The sequence below is a fragment of the Shewanella submarina genome, assembly GCF_042646185.1.
Classification (GTDB): domain Bacteria; phylum Pseudomonadota; class Gammaproteobacteria; order Enterobacterales; family Shewanellaceae; genus Shewanella; species Shewanella corallii.
In genome coordinates this window covers 814,164-829,093 of sequence record NZ_JBHRTD010000006.1, presented here as the reverse complement: position 1 = coordinate 829,093, position 14,930 = coordinate 814,164, and the positions used below count along the sequence as shown (strand labels likewise).

Below are 14,930 nucleotides of genomic sequence, written 5' to 3'. Positions count from 1 at the left end.
TCATAGCGATTCCGATAACTCACAGTCTGATTAAATTGTACATAAACTCAGGCATCAACAAACTGGTATCAGCTGAAGATCAGGCTTCCATTGACCACAGGCCAACCTTATTGCCCTCACAATCCTTGAAGATTGCGATATGGCCGCATTCACCGTCTTTGATTGGCATTGGTGGCAACAAAACCTCTATCCCACCCTGCTCCAACCTGGCCACCGCCTGAGACACAGGTTTTCCCAGATGCAGATAAACCAAAGAGCCCGCCATGGACGGTGTCATCATGTCACATTTCACCAAAGCAGCACCTGCTCCCTGTTGATCTTCCTGTTCAATCAAAGCCATCTCCATCCCCTCCATAGACTCATGCCTGAAGGTCAGCCCCAAATGCTGTTGATAAAATTTAACGGCTCTATCCATATCTGCCACTGGGATCTCTCCCCACACCAACACTGCTTGTTGCAACATAGCTTTTCTCCTTTTCTGTCGCCGGAATTGGCGATGGAAAGAGCATAAGCCGGGGCTACTGACAGCATAGTGTCAGTAGTGATGAGTGGCAGCTTCTTAAGATATAAAAAAGCCCGGCGTACCGGGCTTTTACTTTATAAGCTGAAAACAAAAATAAGACAGCGCCTTTTATTGAGGCAATGACGCCTGGTGAGCCGAGATAAAGTTATCCATCAGCTCTCTGGCGCGCAGTTGCGCTTCTTTCAGGGACTCAGAATCGTCCATAGCCGTCACGACCTCGTAGTAGCATTTAATCTTGGGCTCAGTACCTGACGGTCTGACGATGACCCTGCTGCCGTTGTCCAGCCAGTAAGTCAGAACATCGCTGGCAGGAAGATCTATCGCTTCCGTTCTGCCGTCGGCAAAGCTTCTCTTGCCATGCTTGATGTCTTCAATCAAGGTCACCGCAGCATCACCTATATGAGATGGCGGGTTTTGCCGCAGAAAAGCACCGATATCCGGCGTTTCCGGTCTGAGTTTTATGCTCACCTGATCATTTAAATGGAAACCATGTTCACGATAAATGGATTCCAGTCTGTCCCATACCGTCAGCCCGGCAGCATTAAGCTCTGCCACCATTTGTACAAAAGCCAGCTGAGCCGTCAGGCCATCTTTGTCCCATACAGTAGAGCCCACGGTATAACCCAGTGCCTCTTCGTAGGCGAACAGAAACGCTGCATCATCTGACTGCAACGCCTGCCCAACATTCATCAGCCATTTAAACCCGGTCAAAGTGGTATAGGGTGTACCACCCAGTGTTGAAGCCACTTTGGCGAGTAAGCTCGAAGACACAATAGTATTGCCCACCAGCTTTTGATTGGCTGGCGCATGGGACAGCAAATAATGCCCCAGCAGCACACCGACCTGATCTCCGGTCAACATCTGATAGTGTCCGGGGCCGGCCTGCACCGCCACGGCAAACCTGTCTGCATCAGGATCATTGGCACAGGCAAGCAGAGCGTCATGCTTAACCGCTTCGGCAATCACCAGGTCCATAGCGCCTTTCTCTTCAGGGTTGGGAAAGGCAACCGTCGGGAAATTCCCATCAGGCAAGCGCTGAGCGGCCACTGAGTAGACGTTGTCAAAACCGGCATCGCGCAACAGAGTCTCAGCCATTTCAGCCCCGACGCCATGCATAGCGGTGTAACTCAAACTGACGTTGGCTTTGCCGTGGGGCTCAAGCTCAGGAGATGCCTCAACAGCTCTTCTATAGGTCTGATAGTAATCGTCCTGCAGCCACACTAAAGTTCCGGCCTTGGTGGCTTCACTCAGGTCCGCCAATTTCAACTCAGTGTTGGCTGCAGCTTCGATACAGGCAGCAATACCGGCATCGTGGGGAGGAATGATCTGGGCTCCGTTTTCCCAATACACCTTGTAGCCATTGTATTCAGGGGGGTTGTGACTGGCGGTCACCACAATACCGGCAGCTGCATTAAAGTGCTTTACACCAAACGCCACCAAAGGGGTCGCGGCCACCTTAAAGGTTAACCTGACCTTTATCCCCAACGCCGTCAGGACAGCGGCTGCATCGTGGGCAAACTGACGAGAATCATTACGACCGTCATAGCCAATGATCACTCCTCTTACTTTGGCATCTTTAACCTGCCGCAACAGGTATTGCCCCAGGCCCGCGGAGGTCTGTTGTACCACCAGACGATTCATTCGGCTTGGTCCTGCTCCCACTACCCCGCGCAATCCAGCGGTTCCAAACTCCAGGCGACCACTGAATCGCTCCGCTAATTCGGACTCGTTTCCGGCATCCAGCAGGGACTGAATTTCAGCTTTGGTGTGAGCGTCTGGATCCAGCTCAAGCCAGCGGCTGACCTGAAAATGCAAATGAGTGTTCATACTTGACTGCCTGTCTTAAGATATCTTTACTCACCCTAAAAAAAACCCCGGGGCCAAACAAGTTAAATTTGTTTCAAATCCTCCGATTAACTTAATAGGCATGTTGGCTGTTCAGGGCTTATACCAATCCGCCTGACAGATTGATCTCATCTCAGCCTTGCCATCCGCCCGAGCACAAATTTGTCTTGGTGGTCGTCAGGCGCCGACGTATGATGCGAGCCTGCCCTCCCATCATAGTAACCATGACTGACAACAGCCTTTCTATCTGCCCTCTTACCAGGGACAAGCTGGCGGTATACCGCCCGGCTCTGGACGCCCTGACACTGGCTTCAGATCAGCTGCAACATATTGAATCCATCCCCGAATGTCTGGCTGAGGCAGAGCAAGATAGGCGTTTCGTTCCAGCCGCGCTGCTACTGAACCAACAGGTTGTCGGTTTTGCCATGTATGGACTGTTTGATGAAGCCCATGGCCCAAGGGTTTGGTTCGATCGCTTTATGCTGGATACCAGCTCCCAGGGAAAGGGATTGGGAAAGGCCTTTGGCCAGTTAATGCAGGCATTTCTTTGTGAGCACTATCAAACAGAGACTGTTTATCTGAGTGTTTACCGCGATAATCATGCCGCTATTCACCTCTATCAGAAGCTTGGGTTTGCCTTTAACGGCGAACAGGACAGCAAGGGAGAGCTGGTCATGGTTTACCAATCTGAGCAGCCGTCATTGACCCAGCCATTATCACAAGAATAAAAAGGGACCAAATTCGAATTTGGTCCCTTACTTCATTTCTCAAATAACAGCCGGTATTTTACTCGGGAGTAAACTGCTCCGCGTATTCAATGCGCTCCGAGATCCCCGGGTGAGTAGACAGGTATTGACTACTCTCCTCACCATCACCCAGTTCCAGCTGATGTGCCTTCGCCAGAGCCCTCATAGCATCGGCGAAGGCTACGGGCGATATCCCCAACAACACCAGCTTATTCAGCGCATAGTCATCGGCTTCCCGCTCCATATCTCTTGAAAAGGCACTTTCAATCAACACTGAGCCTGTGCCAAGCAATACTTCAGATGACGTTTCCAAATCGCCAAACAGCATGGCGACAACAATGGCTGCTCCGGCGCTTTGCGCAACCATTTTAACGCTGTGTTGATGCTTCACATGGCCAATCTCATGCAGCAGCACAGCCAGAGAGGCATGCCGGTTATCTTTAAGCAACTCGGCCAGTTCGTCAGTCATCACTATCTGACCATTGGGTAAGGCAAAAGCATTGGCTCCAAGCACATCTGAGCGATAGAAGCCCAGTTGATACCTTTCCCGGTCCAGTTTTAGGGTATCGAGAGCATTATTCCAATCAGACTCGATATCCGATTTCACCGACGCCTCAAGCTCACTGGGATCGAGCATGGTCTTCTCTATGATGAGAAAGGCCTGACTGCCCATCTGCTCGATCACTTCATCAGGGACAAAGTGAACACTGGCCTGAGCCGCGGCTGGCAGAAGATGAAAAAACATCACATACAAGGCAACAGGTACCGCAATCACGGCGCCGATAATCACAGCCTTACTGCGCTCCAGTTTCTCCGCCAGTCGACTTTGACCAAACTGCCATCTGTGGTGCTTATCCCGGGGCACAAATCGGGCACCACTGATAAACACTACCTCGCTGGCAACACCGGGAATAGGCGAAGCAACCTTGACCTCATCCAAACCCACCTGTTCCAGGCAGGTGTCACCATTAATGACCTTTATCCCCTGCCCGGAATACTCAAGCACAGCCTCAATACATTCCGAATGGCCGGCACGGTAATACTGTCCTGTGATCACGTCAGTGCAATATCCATATCAAACAGCTGGGAAGCTTCCTCACCGAAGGCGGAGTTTCCATCCTGTTTATCATCCACAACCTGCTCTGCCCCCGGCAGCACAGTGACCTTGGTGGCATCAGCCAGATATTTTGACTTTCTGACCTTGGTCCATGGATAAGCCAATCCCAGGCTGAAAACTATCGCCAATGCATTGGTGACGTGCAGCATGCCATAACCAAATGGAGAGAGTTCAGACTCAAATTCTGCAACATCATCGAACTTGCTGTTGGCAAAAATGTGGTTACGGATATAGCTCTCATAAATACCTGTGACCAATCCAATCATCACGATATAAACCGCAAAGACAGCAACCATGGCAAAAGGGCTGGGATCTGCTGCCGCCGTTGCTTCCGGATCCATTGCCGCTATCCCCATGCTGGCGGTAAGTACTGTCATCGCAACAACGCCAAACATACCGCTCACCACAAATACGATTAACGCCGCAAGGTAATACTGTGAGCTGCTAAGCTTGGTTTGCAGTGGCAAATCCCCATATCGAATATTGCTGTAGAGATACTCATCGATCTTTTTCAATACCCATGGAAAAGCCAGGTACAGAGTAAATACGCCCATAATAGGCAGCAGAATAAAATGCGCCAGCGCACCACCATAGCTGCCCTCAAAGGAGAACCTTACGTTACGGTACTGAGTCATACGGAGATGGAATCTCATTCCCTGATTAATCAACCAAGGGGAGAGAAACAACATCACAACTATGGCTATTGCCCCGGCAACGGGAAAGTAACTGGTCAACACGTAGTAAGCAATAAACAGAATAAGTGCCAGAATCCGCCCTTTCAGAATTTGCATTGGCGTTGCCAGATAATTGAATCTATGACCGTCAATTTCAGTATTCGAATAGAAATATTGATGGGTTCTCACTTTGGCCCAGGCGGAATAGATACCCAAAGTCACTATGGACAACAGGATATTGACTATCCAGATCCCAAAGAACTCTCCCGCCTGACCAGAAAAGTTGACCGGTACGGTTCTGCCTGGACTCTGGTCACTTTCACCAGGTATTTCTTGTTTAATATTTAATTGTTTTACGTCTTCCATTACAGCCTCTTATTAACTTCGCCCAATTGGCACAACTTGTAACATTTAGCCAACATCCTTTCAATCAGTCTAAACGGTGCAGCCTCTCTCTTTAGGGCTAGTTCTCCCGCCACCAGTTGTTAACTTTGATGGCGAAATTTGGATTACTTTTATCGAGCTCGGAACGCTTTGATTAATGGGATGAAAAATTAGACTTTACTGATGATGATTAACTTGTCACCTGTGAAGAGCATGCAGTAGACTCCGCTCCCGGCCTGGGGAGCCTAACTCCCCATAAGCCACCTAGTTCAAGCTGTCACCTGGATGTGAGTGACCCCAAGGAGCCGGACCGGCATCACTTTATGCTTGTTATCAAGGTGACTTCCATGATCTGTTTATGGCCGGTTCTTATCGGACAAACCCCTTATGGGCTTTGCTTCCTCAAAACCGCCGCAGCTGGCGACCTGATACCTGCGGTTTTGGTTTGAATTTTTGAGGAGTAAAGATGCAATTGCTTATGGGATTGCTTGGGGTTGTTTCACTGATCGCCATTGCCTGGCTGCTTTCTGAAAAGCGCACAGCCATTAACTGGCGTACCATCTTTGGTGCATTTGCCATTCAAACCGGCTTTGCGGCACTGGTGCTCTATTTCCCTGCCGGTCAAAGTGCTTTGGCTGTTGTCAGTAATGGGGCTGCCGGTCTGATGAGCTTTGCCGATGAAGGCATTAACTTCCTGTTTGGTCCATTGGCGCAGAACGGCTTTGTATTCTTTATTCGCGTACTGCCGCTGATCATCTTCTTCAGTGCACTTATCTCCATTCTTTACTATCTGGGCATTATGCAGTGGGTTATCCGCGTACTTGGTGGCGGCCTGCAAAAAGTACTGGGTATCAGCCGCAGCGAATCTATCATAGCCACCGGCAACATCTTCCTGTCACAGGCAGAAACCCCACTTCTGGTTCGTCCTTTCCTTTCCCGCATGACCCGCTCTGAACTCTTTACCGTGATGACCTGTGGTATGGCATCGGTAGCAGGCTCAGTGTTGGGTGGTTATGCCGCCATGGGCGTAGACATGAAGTACCTGATTGCCGCAGCCTTTATGTCGGCTCCGGGCAGCTTGATGATGGCCAAAATCCTGATCCCCGAGCGTGACGTACCAGTTCCTCAGCACGAAGTAGAAATGGAAAGCAGCCAGCAAAGCAACGTGCTGGACGCCATGGCCACGGGCGCCATGAATGGTATGAAGGTGGCCGTGGCCGTGGGTACCATTCTGCTTGCCATGATCAGTATTATCGCCATGGTGAACTACGGCCTACAAAGCCTGGGGACTGTGTTTGGCATCGACAACCTGAGCATGCAAAGTATTTTGGGCTATGTATTTGCCCCGGTTGCCTTCCTGATTGGTATCCCGGCCAACGAAATGGCGCAGGCAGGTTCGCTGATCGGCCAGAAGCTTATCCTGAACGAATTCGTGGCCTATATGGATTTTACCAGCTTTAAAGACACCATCAGTGCTCACAGTCAGGTGATCATCACCTTCGCACTGTGTGGTTTCGCCAACCTGGCTTCTATTGCAGTACAAATTGGCTCTATCGGTGCCCTGGTTCCAGAGCGTCGCAGTGAAATTGCCAGCCTGGGCTTGCGTGCCGTACTGGCAGCAACTCTGGCCAACCTGATGAGTGCTGCGCTGGCAGGTATCTTTATCAGCTTGTAAGCATTTACCCGCATGAATACGAAAAGGGAGCCTGGGCTCCCTTTTTATTGGTCTGAACAACAGAGGCTTAATCTTTAGCTACCCGCTTAAACCACAACAAATACAAGCTTGCCGCAATCCACCAGGCAACCATCAGACTCCACAGGCCGTGGCTCATAAAGTGGGCCCCTCTGAGTTGCTGGGCCAAATCAAAACTGCCCCCCAAAAGTAACACCGACACCAGTGCGACCCAACGCAAACGGGGGCAATAAACCCTGGCGACAAAAAACAGCGCAATCCAGCCGTATCCGCCAGCCGCATGGCCGCCGGGGAAACAGCGTCCGGGTGTCACATCATCGGGCAAAAAACTAAAGGTAGGTACGTAAATCTGGCTGCCTCCGAATGGCAACAAATCCCAGGGGCAGTTGACATGGGTAAGGCTCTTGAGCACGCCCACCAGGAGTACAGTCAGCAGGAAGCACAACAGCAGATAACATAGAGGAACTCTGGCCGCTGTGAGCCTGGGGACCTTCCAACTCAGACCGATCAACACCATCACAATAACTGCGATGGCCACCACCAGATCATGACCACCGCCATGCAGCAAGGTATCGGGAATAAAGCTATGTCGCCATGGCCAACCAGACTCAGGAGTACCAGACTCTAACTTAAACCACCACAAGGAGAGTTTCAGGTCCCACTCCCGCCACTCGGAGAGCAAATTGAACAACGCAAACAGTAAGGTAGGAAGGATAAGCAGTGACCAAATCTCACTGCGATCTTTGTTGGTGGCAGACAAACTTGTCTCCGGCGGGTAGTCAGGCGCACAAGTATACGCCCACTACCCGCCAAGGGAAGTCAAAGCCCAACAGTTTTAGCCATCAGCTCCACATCCACATACTCACCATTTCGAAAGGCATAGCCTTTGGCTCTGCCCTCAAGCTCAAACCCAAGGCTTTGATAAAGGGCTATAGCAGCTTGGTTGTCCGTGTATACCTCAATCTCGATACGCTTTATCGCCAGCCAATTAAAAGCCAGGTCCATCGCCGCTTGCATCAGCGCTTTGCCCACTCCCAGGCCCCGGGCAGATTCACACACCCCCAGCCCCAAATTGGCAACATGCTTACGCCTGGGATTGTCATGCACCATCATCCCCAGCTGTCCCAGAATGCGCTCATCCCGCTCTGCGACCAGACTGTAAAATCCAGGTGTCACCTGTCCAAGTTTCTTCTCCCAGAGCTGCTGGGACGGAAAAGGCAGCTGCAGCGTCCCTGAATAACAGGATGCCTGAGCGTAGATCGCTCTTATCTGAGCAATATCATTAAATTCACTTCTACGTATATGCCAATTCCTGTTTTCCATACTTGCTCCATTTTCTCAGGACATAAAAAAAGCGCCCCTTCCGGGGCGCTTGACGTGGTTTGATTAAAACAAAAAGTCAGCGCGATGCCCCGGAAGCGGAATCTCCGGTTAGCATTAGCGTCTCAATATTGTTGTCATTATTCATTACTGTTACCGAGTCCGGCTTATCCGTGATACGGGCAACTTCAGCGGACAGAGAGTAGTAACCGGGGTCCACATCCCCGGCTTCGTTGCGAATAGTACTGAGGGAGCTGAGCAGCATAACGCTGACCCCCACAAATCCCGCAACCCACCTTAATCTCATTACCTGCTCCTTTATATTCTGCGTCAAAAAGGCGCACCTTTTATTGTCCGTTCAGGCAAATTAAATGTGAGTGAATCCCTGCTCACGATGTAAGACATTACCACATGTAAAAACAATGTAACAACACGTAACCAGGAAGTTTGCTGAATTTATTTTTTCAGGCTGGATTTGAGTCTTTGCATCCCCTCATCCACAGACACCAAAGGTCGATAACCCAGATCTGATTTGGCGGCATCCAAACGGTAAAAATGACTGCAACTCAATTGCCTGGCAACAAATCGTGTCATTGGCGGCTCAGCGGATATCCCAAGCAGGGTATAGAAAACCTCCATCGCAGCCCCAACCCAGTAGGCCACACCCGAGTTAACTCTTTTGCTGACACCTGGGAGACCATCACAGGCCAGAATGCGGTTCAGAACTTCAGCCATAGGCATAGGTTCATCATTGGAGAGAAAATAGGCCTTGCCTGCGGCTTTTTCAGGTTGTTGCAGCAGGGTTTTGGCTGCCAACAGATGCGCCCAGGCAGCATTGTCCACGTAAATGGTATCTACCAGCTTGTCTTTATCACCCAGCAGCCGCAGTCGGCCCTGCTTGCCACGCTCCAGCACCCTGGGCACCAGATGCGGATCACCCGGCCCCCAAATCAGATGAGGCCTCAGGGCCACCACATTCAGCCTTTGCCCGCCTTTAACTTCGGCTCCCTGAGCAGACAGCACCATCTTCTCTGCCAGAGATTTAGTTCGGCCGTACGCATTGAGATACCGCTCAGCATGAGGCGTTGACTCATCAATGCCCTCTTCATCATGACCGGCAAAGGTCACGCTGGGGGTGCTGGTGTACACCAGATTGGTAACTCCGGCCTGCTGGCAGGCGGCAATGATATTAGCCGTACCATCCACATTGGTCTCAAAATATTCCCGCTCGGGCCCCCAGACTCCGGCTTTAGCAGCAACGTGAAACACCAGCTGACAGCCTTCACAGGCCGTTTTAACCGCATCTATATCAGTCAGGCTTGCACTGATTTGCTCAATCCCCAGCTCGTCCAGACTGGCATGCTGGCTGCGGCTGAGACTAACCACTTCGATACCGGCAGCATGCAATCGGCGACAAAGTGCCAACCCAAGAAAACCACCACCACCTGTGACCAGAACTTTGTCGACAGCTGTTGCTATCTGCTGAAGTACCTGTGTCTCTTCAGACACCAGATTTACGCCGTCCAGGCTTTTTGCCAACGCTTCTGCGCCCATTGCGCCAGTTTCTCCCTGAATATTTTTGCATTATGGCGAACATCCATCGGGAAGCCGTCATGTTGAATAAAGCGGTTTATCCCAAGGGTATGAGAATACTCTTGTGAAAGCGTAGCAAGCTGGCTGAAAACAGTATCGGCATCAATACCTGCGGCCAACTCAACACACAATACCGGGGTAATACTCCCCTCAATTTCCACCCCAACCAGTGCTGTGCGACTCACACCGGGATGGGTGTTGAAGATCCTTTCACAGGGCAAGGTAAACCAGGTCTTCTCAGCGCCGCAGACCCTGTGACCCATGCGGCCACACATCCATAAACGCCCCTTACTATCAAGATAGCCAACATCGCCCATCCGGTGCCAAAACTCGGTCCCGTCAGCGACTTTGGCTTTGCTTGTGGCGGTAGGGTTGTCATAGTACGCAGCACTTGCCACTGCCCCCTTTACCCATATCTCACCAATCTGCCCCTCACTGAGCCACTCAGCGTCTTTAACGTTACCGATAGTCCCGTTATCTATTCGGGCAATACGAATCTCGGCAGCAACCGGATAGCCTACGCAAATTCCACCTCCGGTATCGGTTTGTGGCGCTGTGGAAGCAAGCTGACTGGAGGGAAACATGCTCACAGGCAGGGCTTCGGTGGCACCATAGGAGTTCAGCACCTCAACACCATCAGCAAGCAGTTTACGCAGTCTGGTTATCTGACCAATATCTGCCGGAGCACCGGCTGAGATCACTCTTTGTACGCTGGCAAGCCGGGTTCGAATGCTGGCTTCCTCCTGCTCATTTCCCGGATAGTTTGCCAGCTTGGCGAGCAGCGCAGGATTGAGAAAAAGGTTAGTGCACCGATAACGCTCAACGGCGCGCAGTAACACTTCAGGATCGGCAGTAATTGGCCTGGAAGCATCCATATCCGGAATAATGGACGCCATGCCCAATGCCGGACCAAACAGGGCGAACAGAGGAAAAGTAGCCAGATCCCTTTCGCCGGGCTTGATACCATAGTCCTGCTTTAACGACTGGATCTGGGCGTTGAACATAGTATGGGTGTACTCAACGCCCTTGGGTTCACCTGTGGAGCCACTGGTATACAGGATGGCGCAAAGCTGATCTTCAGCGGGCAGCTGTGGCTGATACACGGCATCAACCGAAACATCTGCCAACAAGCGTTTAAGGGACTTGCCGCCCCAAATCCCGCTTCCTCCAACCGTTACTACTTTTTGAACTGTTTCTTTGCCCCAGCCCAGCAAACGCCTCGCCAGCTGAGCTTTGGGAATACCGATAAAAGCATCAGGCCGGGCTTTAGCAAGGCAGGTTTTCAGGTTAGCGGTCCCCATTCCGGGATCGACCATGACTGGGATAATACCGGCTTTAAACAGGGCAAAGGTCAGTGCAAAAAACTCCAGTCCCGGCGTCACCATCAGCACAGCTTTCATTCCACCGACAATGCCTTGCTCCCGCAGCGCCAGTGCGATTCTGTCACTGAGGCGCTCCAACTGCGCCAAAGTCAGCTCCTCAAACTCTCCATTGGCCAGCTGACGCGCAACGGCCAAATCATCAGGTCGGGTCAGCGCCGCTGTTTTCAGGTGTTCGCAAAGATTGTTGGGAGTGGCCAGCGGGAGTTCGTGTCCCCCCGGCGTCATGCTGCGGCACCGTCTTTTTGGGAGCCACCGGCCATAAACCCACGAATGGCGGCAATCACCTCGTCGCTGGCATCTTCAAGAATGTAGTGACCACAATCGGGGAACTCCCTGTAGTCCGCCTCGGGAAAGCGCTGTTTCCATCCGGCCAGGAAGTGACGGTCAAACACAAAGTCCTGATGCCCCCAGCAAATAAGCTTTGGTATTTCGGCAAAATCAGTCAATGACGCCTCAATGTCTGACACCAGTTGATAGCCCCTGTCGCCATGCTTAAGTGGAATATCCTGTACAAATCTCAGGGTTGCTATCCGATTGGCCCAGTTGTTGTAGGGGGCCACATAGCTTTTACGCACAGGAGAAGACATAGGATGTCGCTTTACACCGACTCTGGATGCGGCGGAAGAAAAGGCATTAAAGCCCCTCACCAACAAGGTTCCCAGCCAGGTATCGCGGCAAATTTTCAAAGCCAGGGGCAGTGGCTTACTGGCGGGCAAATGAAATGCTGCAGTATTAAGCAGTACCAGACGTTTAATTCTCTGCGGATAACGGGCTGCGTAGCCCATGCCTATCATGCCACCCCAATCGTGCAGCACCAGAGTGATATTATCCGTGACCCCCAGATGGCTGAGCAGCGCGTCCAGATCATCAATACGCTGCTCAAGGTGGTAGTCATAACTTGAGTCATCAGGCTTATCTGACAGACCACAACCAATGTGGTCCGGCACGATACAACGAAACAGGGGGGACAGTTCTGTCACCAGATTGCGATAGTAATAACTCCAGCTGGGGTTACCGTGCACCATCACCACGGCTTCGCCCTCACCTTCATCCAGGTAGTGGAGATTATGTCCGTTGCAGGAGAAAAATCGTCGCTGAAAAGGATATTCAGCCAGTTGCAGTTTACTGTGTTCCATCACCACTCCAGCGCCAACATCATGCAATTCAGGCCACTGCCAATCCCCAGAAAACCGACCTTGTCACCGGGCTTGAGAAAGCCCTGCTCGGAAGCCATGGCGGCGCTGGCAGGCAAAGCGACGCTTCCCATGTTGCCCAGCCTGGCAAACGTCGGAAACTCCTTATCCACCGGGATATCCAGCGCCGAAAGAACCTGTTTACGGTTGGCCTCACCCACCTGGTGACAAATCACCTTATCGACCTGCTCATGGGACCAGGCATTCTGAGTCAAAAACTGCTGCCAGGTATCCTGCGCCAGTGCCACCCCATGCTTGAGCAGGGACACTGCATCGGTGCGCATCTCGTCCCGGTAGAGATCTTCTCCGGCAGGTGCCATTCCCCAATGACACAGACCATTGTGCTCCGGGGCACTCAGCTGAGTTGCGCCCCTGAGCTTGTGAGCCCCTGCTGATGCAAGGGACGCGTCGGTCAGCACCACAGCCACCCCGCCAGAACCGCCGGTCAAGGTGGCCAGCGTAGAGGCAAAGCCCTGCATGGTCGGTACTTTAAGCAATTTATTGATACTGGACTCAACAATGTCACGGGCTGACTCGCAGGCGACAACGACACCGGCGCGTATCTGTCCCAGCTCAATGCGGTTGGCAACATCCAACATACCGGACAACACGCCCAGGCAGGCATTGCTGATGTCATACACTACGGTTTGGCGGGAAGTACCCAGCTCGGCAGCCACACGACAGGCAGTCGCTGGCTCATGCTGTTCACGGCAAACGCCGGTATAGATAAGGGCACCGATATCAGAGATGGCGACGCCTGATGCGGACAAAGCTTTACGGGCAGCACTGACAGCACCGTCAGAGACTTTAAATCCTTTAGGCCACCAACGGCGCTGCTCAATACCTGTCAGCGCGGCCAACTGGCCGGGTGGAATACGAAACTTCTCGTACAACGGCTGCAACCGCTGTTCAAGTTGAGTACTGCTGATAATGTCAGGGGCCAACTCATATCCCAACCCACTGACAAAAACTCGGGAATAATTCATGGACCCAGGTTCTCCGGCGGCAATCCAATTGCGCACTTATTGTTAACTGGGTCACATTTGAGCAAGAATCGCCCGTGAATTCAATACAAAACCACTTATCAGACCTGAGTTTTGCGGGCCTGGATCAGAGCATTGCGGGGGGTGACGGATTGGTCACAAAAAGCTCTGATATCGACCTCATATCCCTGTTCTTCCAGAAAACAGACACGATCCAGCAGCAGCCAGTGCTCCAATGGCCCACGCAGCAAATGCGCCACCAGATCCAGCCTGCGCACCAATCCAAGCCGTGCAGAGCCTATAGCTTCATAACCGGCTATCTCCAGTTCTGAGGGCAATTCCAGTTGCTTGCGCTGCGCTCCCCAGCGTACAAATTCAGTGAAACTGCCGCTTAGCTGAGACTGTTTGATTGTGGGCAAAGGCAGGTAGGTCTCTTCATTTCTGACCTCTCGCTGCAATCGGTCAAAGCCAAGACGCCAGGCCATCTCTTTATTGCGTAGAAGATTGGCTGTATCTGATGCAATCACACTGTGTTGCAATGGCAATTGCAACTCCTGCTTTGACAGTTCAAACCCCGTGGCTTTGGCCGCTGTCGACAGGGGCTGATACTGGTTATCACGGATCAGGTGGTAACAGCAGGGGGAGATAGAGATAGAGTTCATACCGGCTTTGGTGCCCTGTTTCAGCAGGCTGACATGCAGGTCTCCACAGGCGTGCAGCGCCACGGCATGTTTGCTACCGGTAAACAACTCTGCTGGTGCGTTAAAAGCATCGCCACAGATAAATTTCTGAGGCAACTGCCAACGCTGGGCAAAGCTTTCCCCCGCATCACACAGCGCCTGTTGCCACTCCAGGCTAACCACTGGCACCCCAGTGGATTTTGCCAGCAAACGGCCCAGATGGCCTTTCCCTGCGCACCACTCCAGCACACTGGAATTGGGCTCAGATTGACTGAGTTCAGACTCAGGGCTGATTCCCCCGAGCTCAGCGCTGCTGGCCTCACATTCAGGGCTGCTGGCAAAAGGCAGCGCCAGCACAAAATCGGTGATCTGCTGCCACTTACGCCCTTTGATGTGGGCGCTGAAATGGGCCAACTCTTTATCGTCGATATTCAGGGATTGTACGGGCAGAGGACTGGGTAAACAGATCCCCAACAAACTCTCGAGCCCACATTCAATAAAGACTGTATCCGCTTTGGCCAAATCGGCTTTCAGGGCTGGCAACAAGGTGCGCAGCAGGCGTTCCGGCTCGGCATCTATATCATCCAACTCATCATCATTAATGGCATTAACCACGCAGGCCAGTTCAGGAAAGTGCTCAGCCCAGGGCAAATCACTGCAATCAAAGGTGCGCAAACGCCACAGTGGACTGAGCATCTTCAGTAAAGCCGTCAGTCTAAGCAGCAGTTCGCTGTGGGAATAGTGTTCATAGGCACGGGAAGACAGCACGTAATGGTTTCCTGAAGTGATGCAATCAA

At 51.9% G+C, this 14,930-nt stretch carries 14 protein-coding genes; 2 read left to right on the top strand and 12 right to left on the bottom strand.

Features of this window, described 5'->3' with window-relative positions:
• Positions 1-79 precede the first annotated feature (79 nt).
• Together ACFOE0_RS06655 and ACFOE0_RS06650 are read right to left on the bottom strand one after the other, a co-directional pair.
• On the bottom strand, positions 80-463 hold the full coding sequence (locus ACFOE0_RS06655; protein WP_248934918.1) for a VOC family protein: 384 nt from the start codon (positions 461-463) through the stop codon (positions 80-82).
• 168 nt (positions 464-631) lie between these two features.
• Positions 632-2,350 carry a phospho-sugar mutase gene (locus ACFOE0_RS06650; RefSeq protein WP_248934919.1) on the bottom strand — a complete coding sequence of 573 codons (1,719 nt, stop codon included), beginning with the start codon at positions 2,348-2,350 and terminating at the stop codon, positions 632-634.
• A gap of 209 nt (positions 2,351-2,559) precedes the next feature.
• On the opposite strand from ACFOE0_RS06650, the gene ACFOE0_RS06645 reads away from it, so the two are divergent.
• Positions 2,560-3,096 (top strand): GNAT family N-acetyltransferase, encoded by a 537-nt coding sequence (locus tag ACFOE0_RS06645; RefSeq protein ID WP_248934920.1) that lies wholly within the window; start codon positions 2,560-2,562, stop codon positions 3,094-3,096.
• Positions 3,097-3,154: 58 nt separating this feature from the next.
• On the opposite strand, the gene ACFOE0_RS06640 is transcribed toward ACFOE0_RS06645, so the two are convergent.
• Together ACFOE0_RS06640 and ACFOE0_RS06635 are read right to left on the bottom strand one after the other, a co-directional pair.
• On the bottom strand, positions 3,155-4,171 hold the full coding sequence (locus ACFOE0_RS06640) for a M48 family metallopeptidase (protein ID WP_248934921.1): 1,017 nt from the start codon (positions 4,169-4,171) through the stop codon (positions 3,155-3,157).
• Positions 4,168-5,271, bottom strand: coding sequence for a YjgN family protein (locus ACFOE0_RS06635; RefSeq protein WP_248934922.1), 1,104 nt, complete (start codon positions 5,269-5,271; stop codon positions 4,168-4,170). The genes ACFOE0_RS06640 and ACFOE0_RS06635 overlap by 4 nt, the downstream gene beginning before the upstream one ends.
• Positions 5,272-5,755: 484 nt before the next feature.
• Here ACFOE0_RS06635 and ACFOE0_RS06630 point away from each other — a divergent pair, with 484 nt between their 5' ends.
• The gene (locus tag ACFOE0_RS06630) at positions 5,756-6,964 is read left to right on the top strand and encodes a NupC/NupG family nucleoside CNT transporter (protein WP_248934923.1); all 1,209 of its coding nucleotides are present in this window, start codon (positions 5,756-5,758) and stop codon (positions 6,962-6,964) included.
• A gap of 67 nt (positions 6,965-7,031) precedes the next feature.
• Here ACFOE0_RS06630 and ACFOE0_RS06625 read toward each other — a convergent pair whose 3' ends face one another.
• From ACFOE0_RS06625 to ACFOE0_RS06590, 8 genes are all read right to left on the bottom strand, one after another.
• Positions 7,032-7,742, bottom strand: a complete 711-nt coding sequence (locus ACFOE0_RS06625; RefSeq protein ID WP_248934924.1) for a phosphatase PAP2 family protein — start codon at positions 7,740-7,742, stop codon at positions 7,032-7,034.
• Positions 7,743-7,801: 59 nt separating this feature from the next.
• Entirely contained in the window at positions 7,802-8,305 is a 504-nt protein-coding gene (locus ACFOE0_RS06620) for a GNAT family N-acetyltransferase (protein WP_248934925.1), read from the bottom strand.
• 76 nt (positions 8,306-8,381) lie between these two features.
• Positions 8,382-8,609 carry a hypothetical protein gene (locus ACFOE0_RS06615; RefSeq protein ID WP_248934926.1) on the bottom strand — a complete coding sequence of 76 codons (228 nt, stop codon included), beginning with the start codon at positions 8,607-8,609 and terminating at the stop codon, positions 8,382-8,384.
• Positions 8,610-8,758: 149 nt separating this feature from the next.
• A complete protein-coding gene (locus ACFOE0_RS06610; RefSeq protein ID WP_248934927.1) occupies positions 8,759-9,856 on the bottom strand; it encodes an NAD-dependent epimerase/dehydratase family protein in 1,098 nt (365 codons plus the stop codon).
• Positions 9,817-11,502, bottom strand: a complete 1,686-nt coding sequence (locus ACFOE0_RS06605; RefSeq protein WP_248934928.1) for a fatty acid CoA ligase family protein — start codon at positions 11,500-11,502, stop codon at positions 9,817-9,819. Before ACFOE0_RS06605 ends, ACFOE0_RS06610 begins: the two co-directional genes overlap by 40 nt.
• Positions 11,499-12,413, bottom strand: a complete 915-nt coding sequence (locus tag ACFOE0_RS06600) for an alpha/beta fold hydrolase (protein WP_248934929.1) — start codon at positions 12,411-12,413, stop codon at positions 11,499-11,501. The genes ACFOE0_RS06605 and ACFOE0_RS06600 overlap by 4 nt, the downstream gene beginning before the upstream one ends.
• Positions 12,413-13,456 carry a 3-oxoacyl-ACP synthase III gene (locus tag ACFOE0_RS06595; RefSeq protein ID WP_248934930.1) on the bottom strand — a complete coding sequence of 348 codons (1,044 nt, stop codon included), beginning with the start codon at positions 13,454-13,456 and terminating at the stop codon, positions 12,413-12,415. Before ACFOE0_RS06595 ends, ACFOE0_RS06600 begins: the two co-directional genes overlap by 1 nt.
• A 98-nt stretch (positions 13,457-13,554) precedes the next feature.
• Positions 13,555-14,901 carry a methyltransferase gene (locus ACFOE0_RS06590; protein WP_248934931.1) on the bottom strand — a complete coding sequence of 449 codons (1,347 nt, stop codon included), beginning with the start codon at positions 14,899-14,901 and terminating at the stop codon, positions 13,555-13,557.
• Positions 14,902-14,930: the final 29 nt, after the last annotated feature.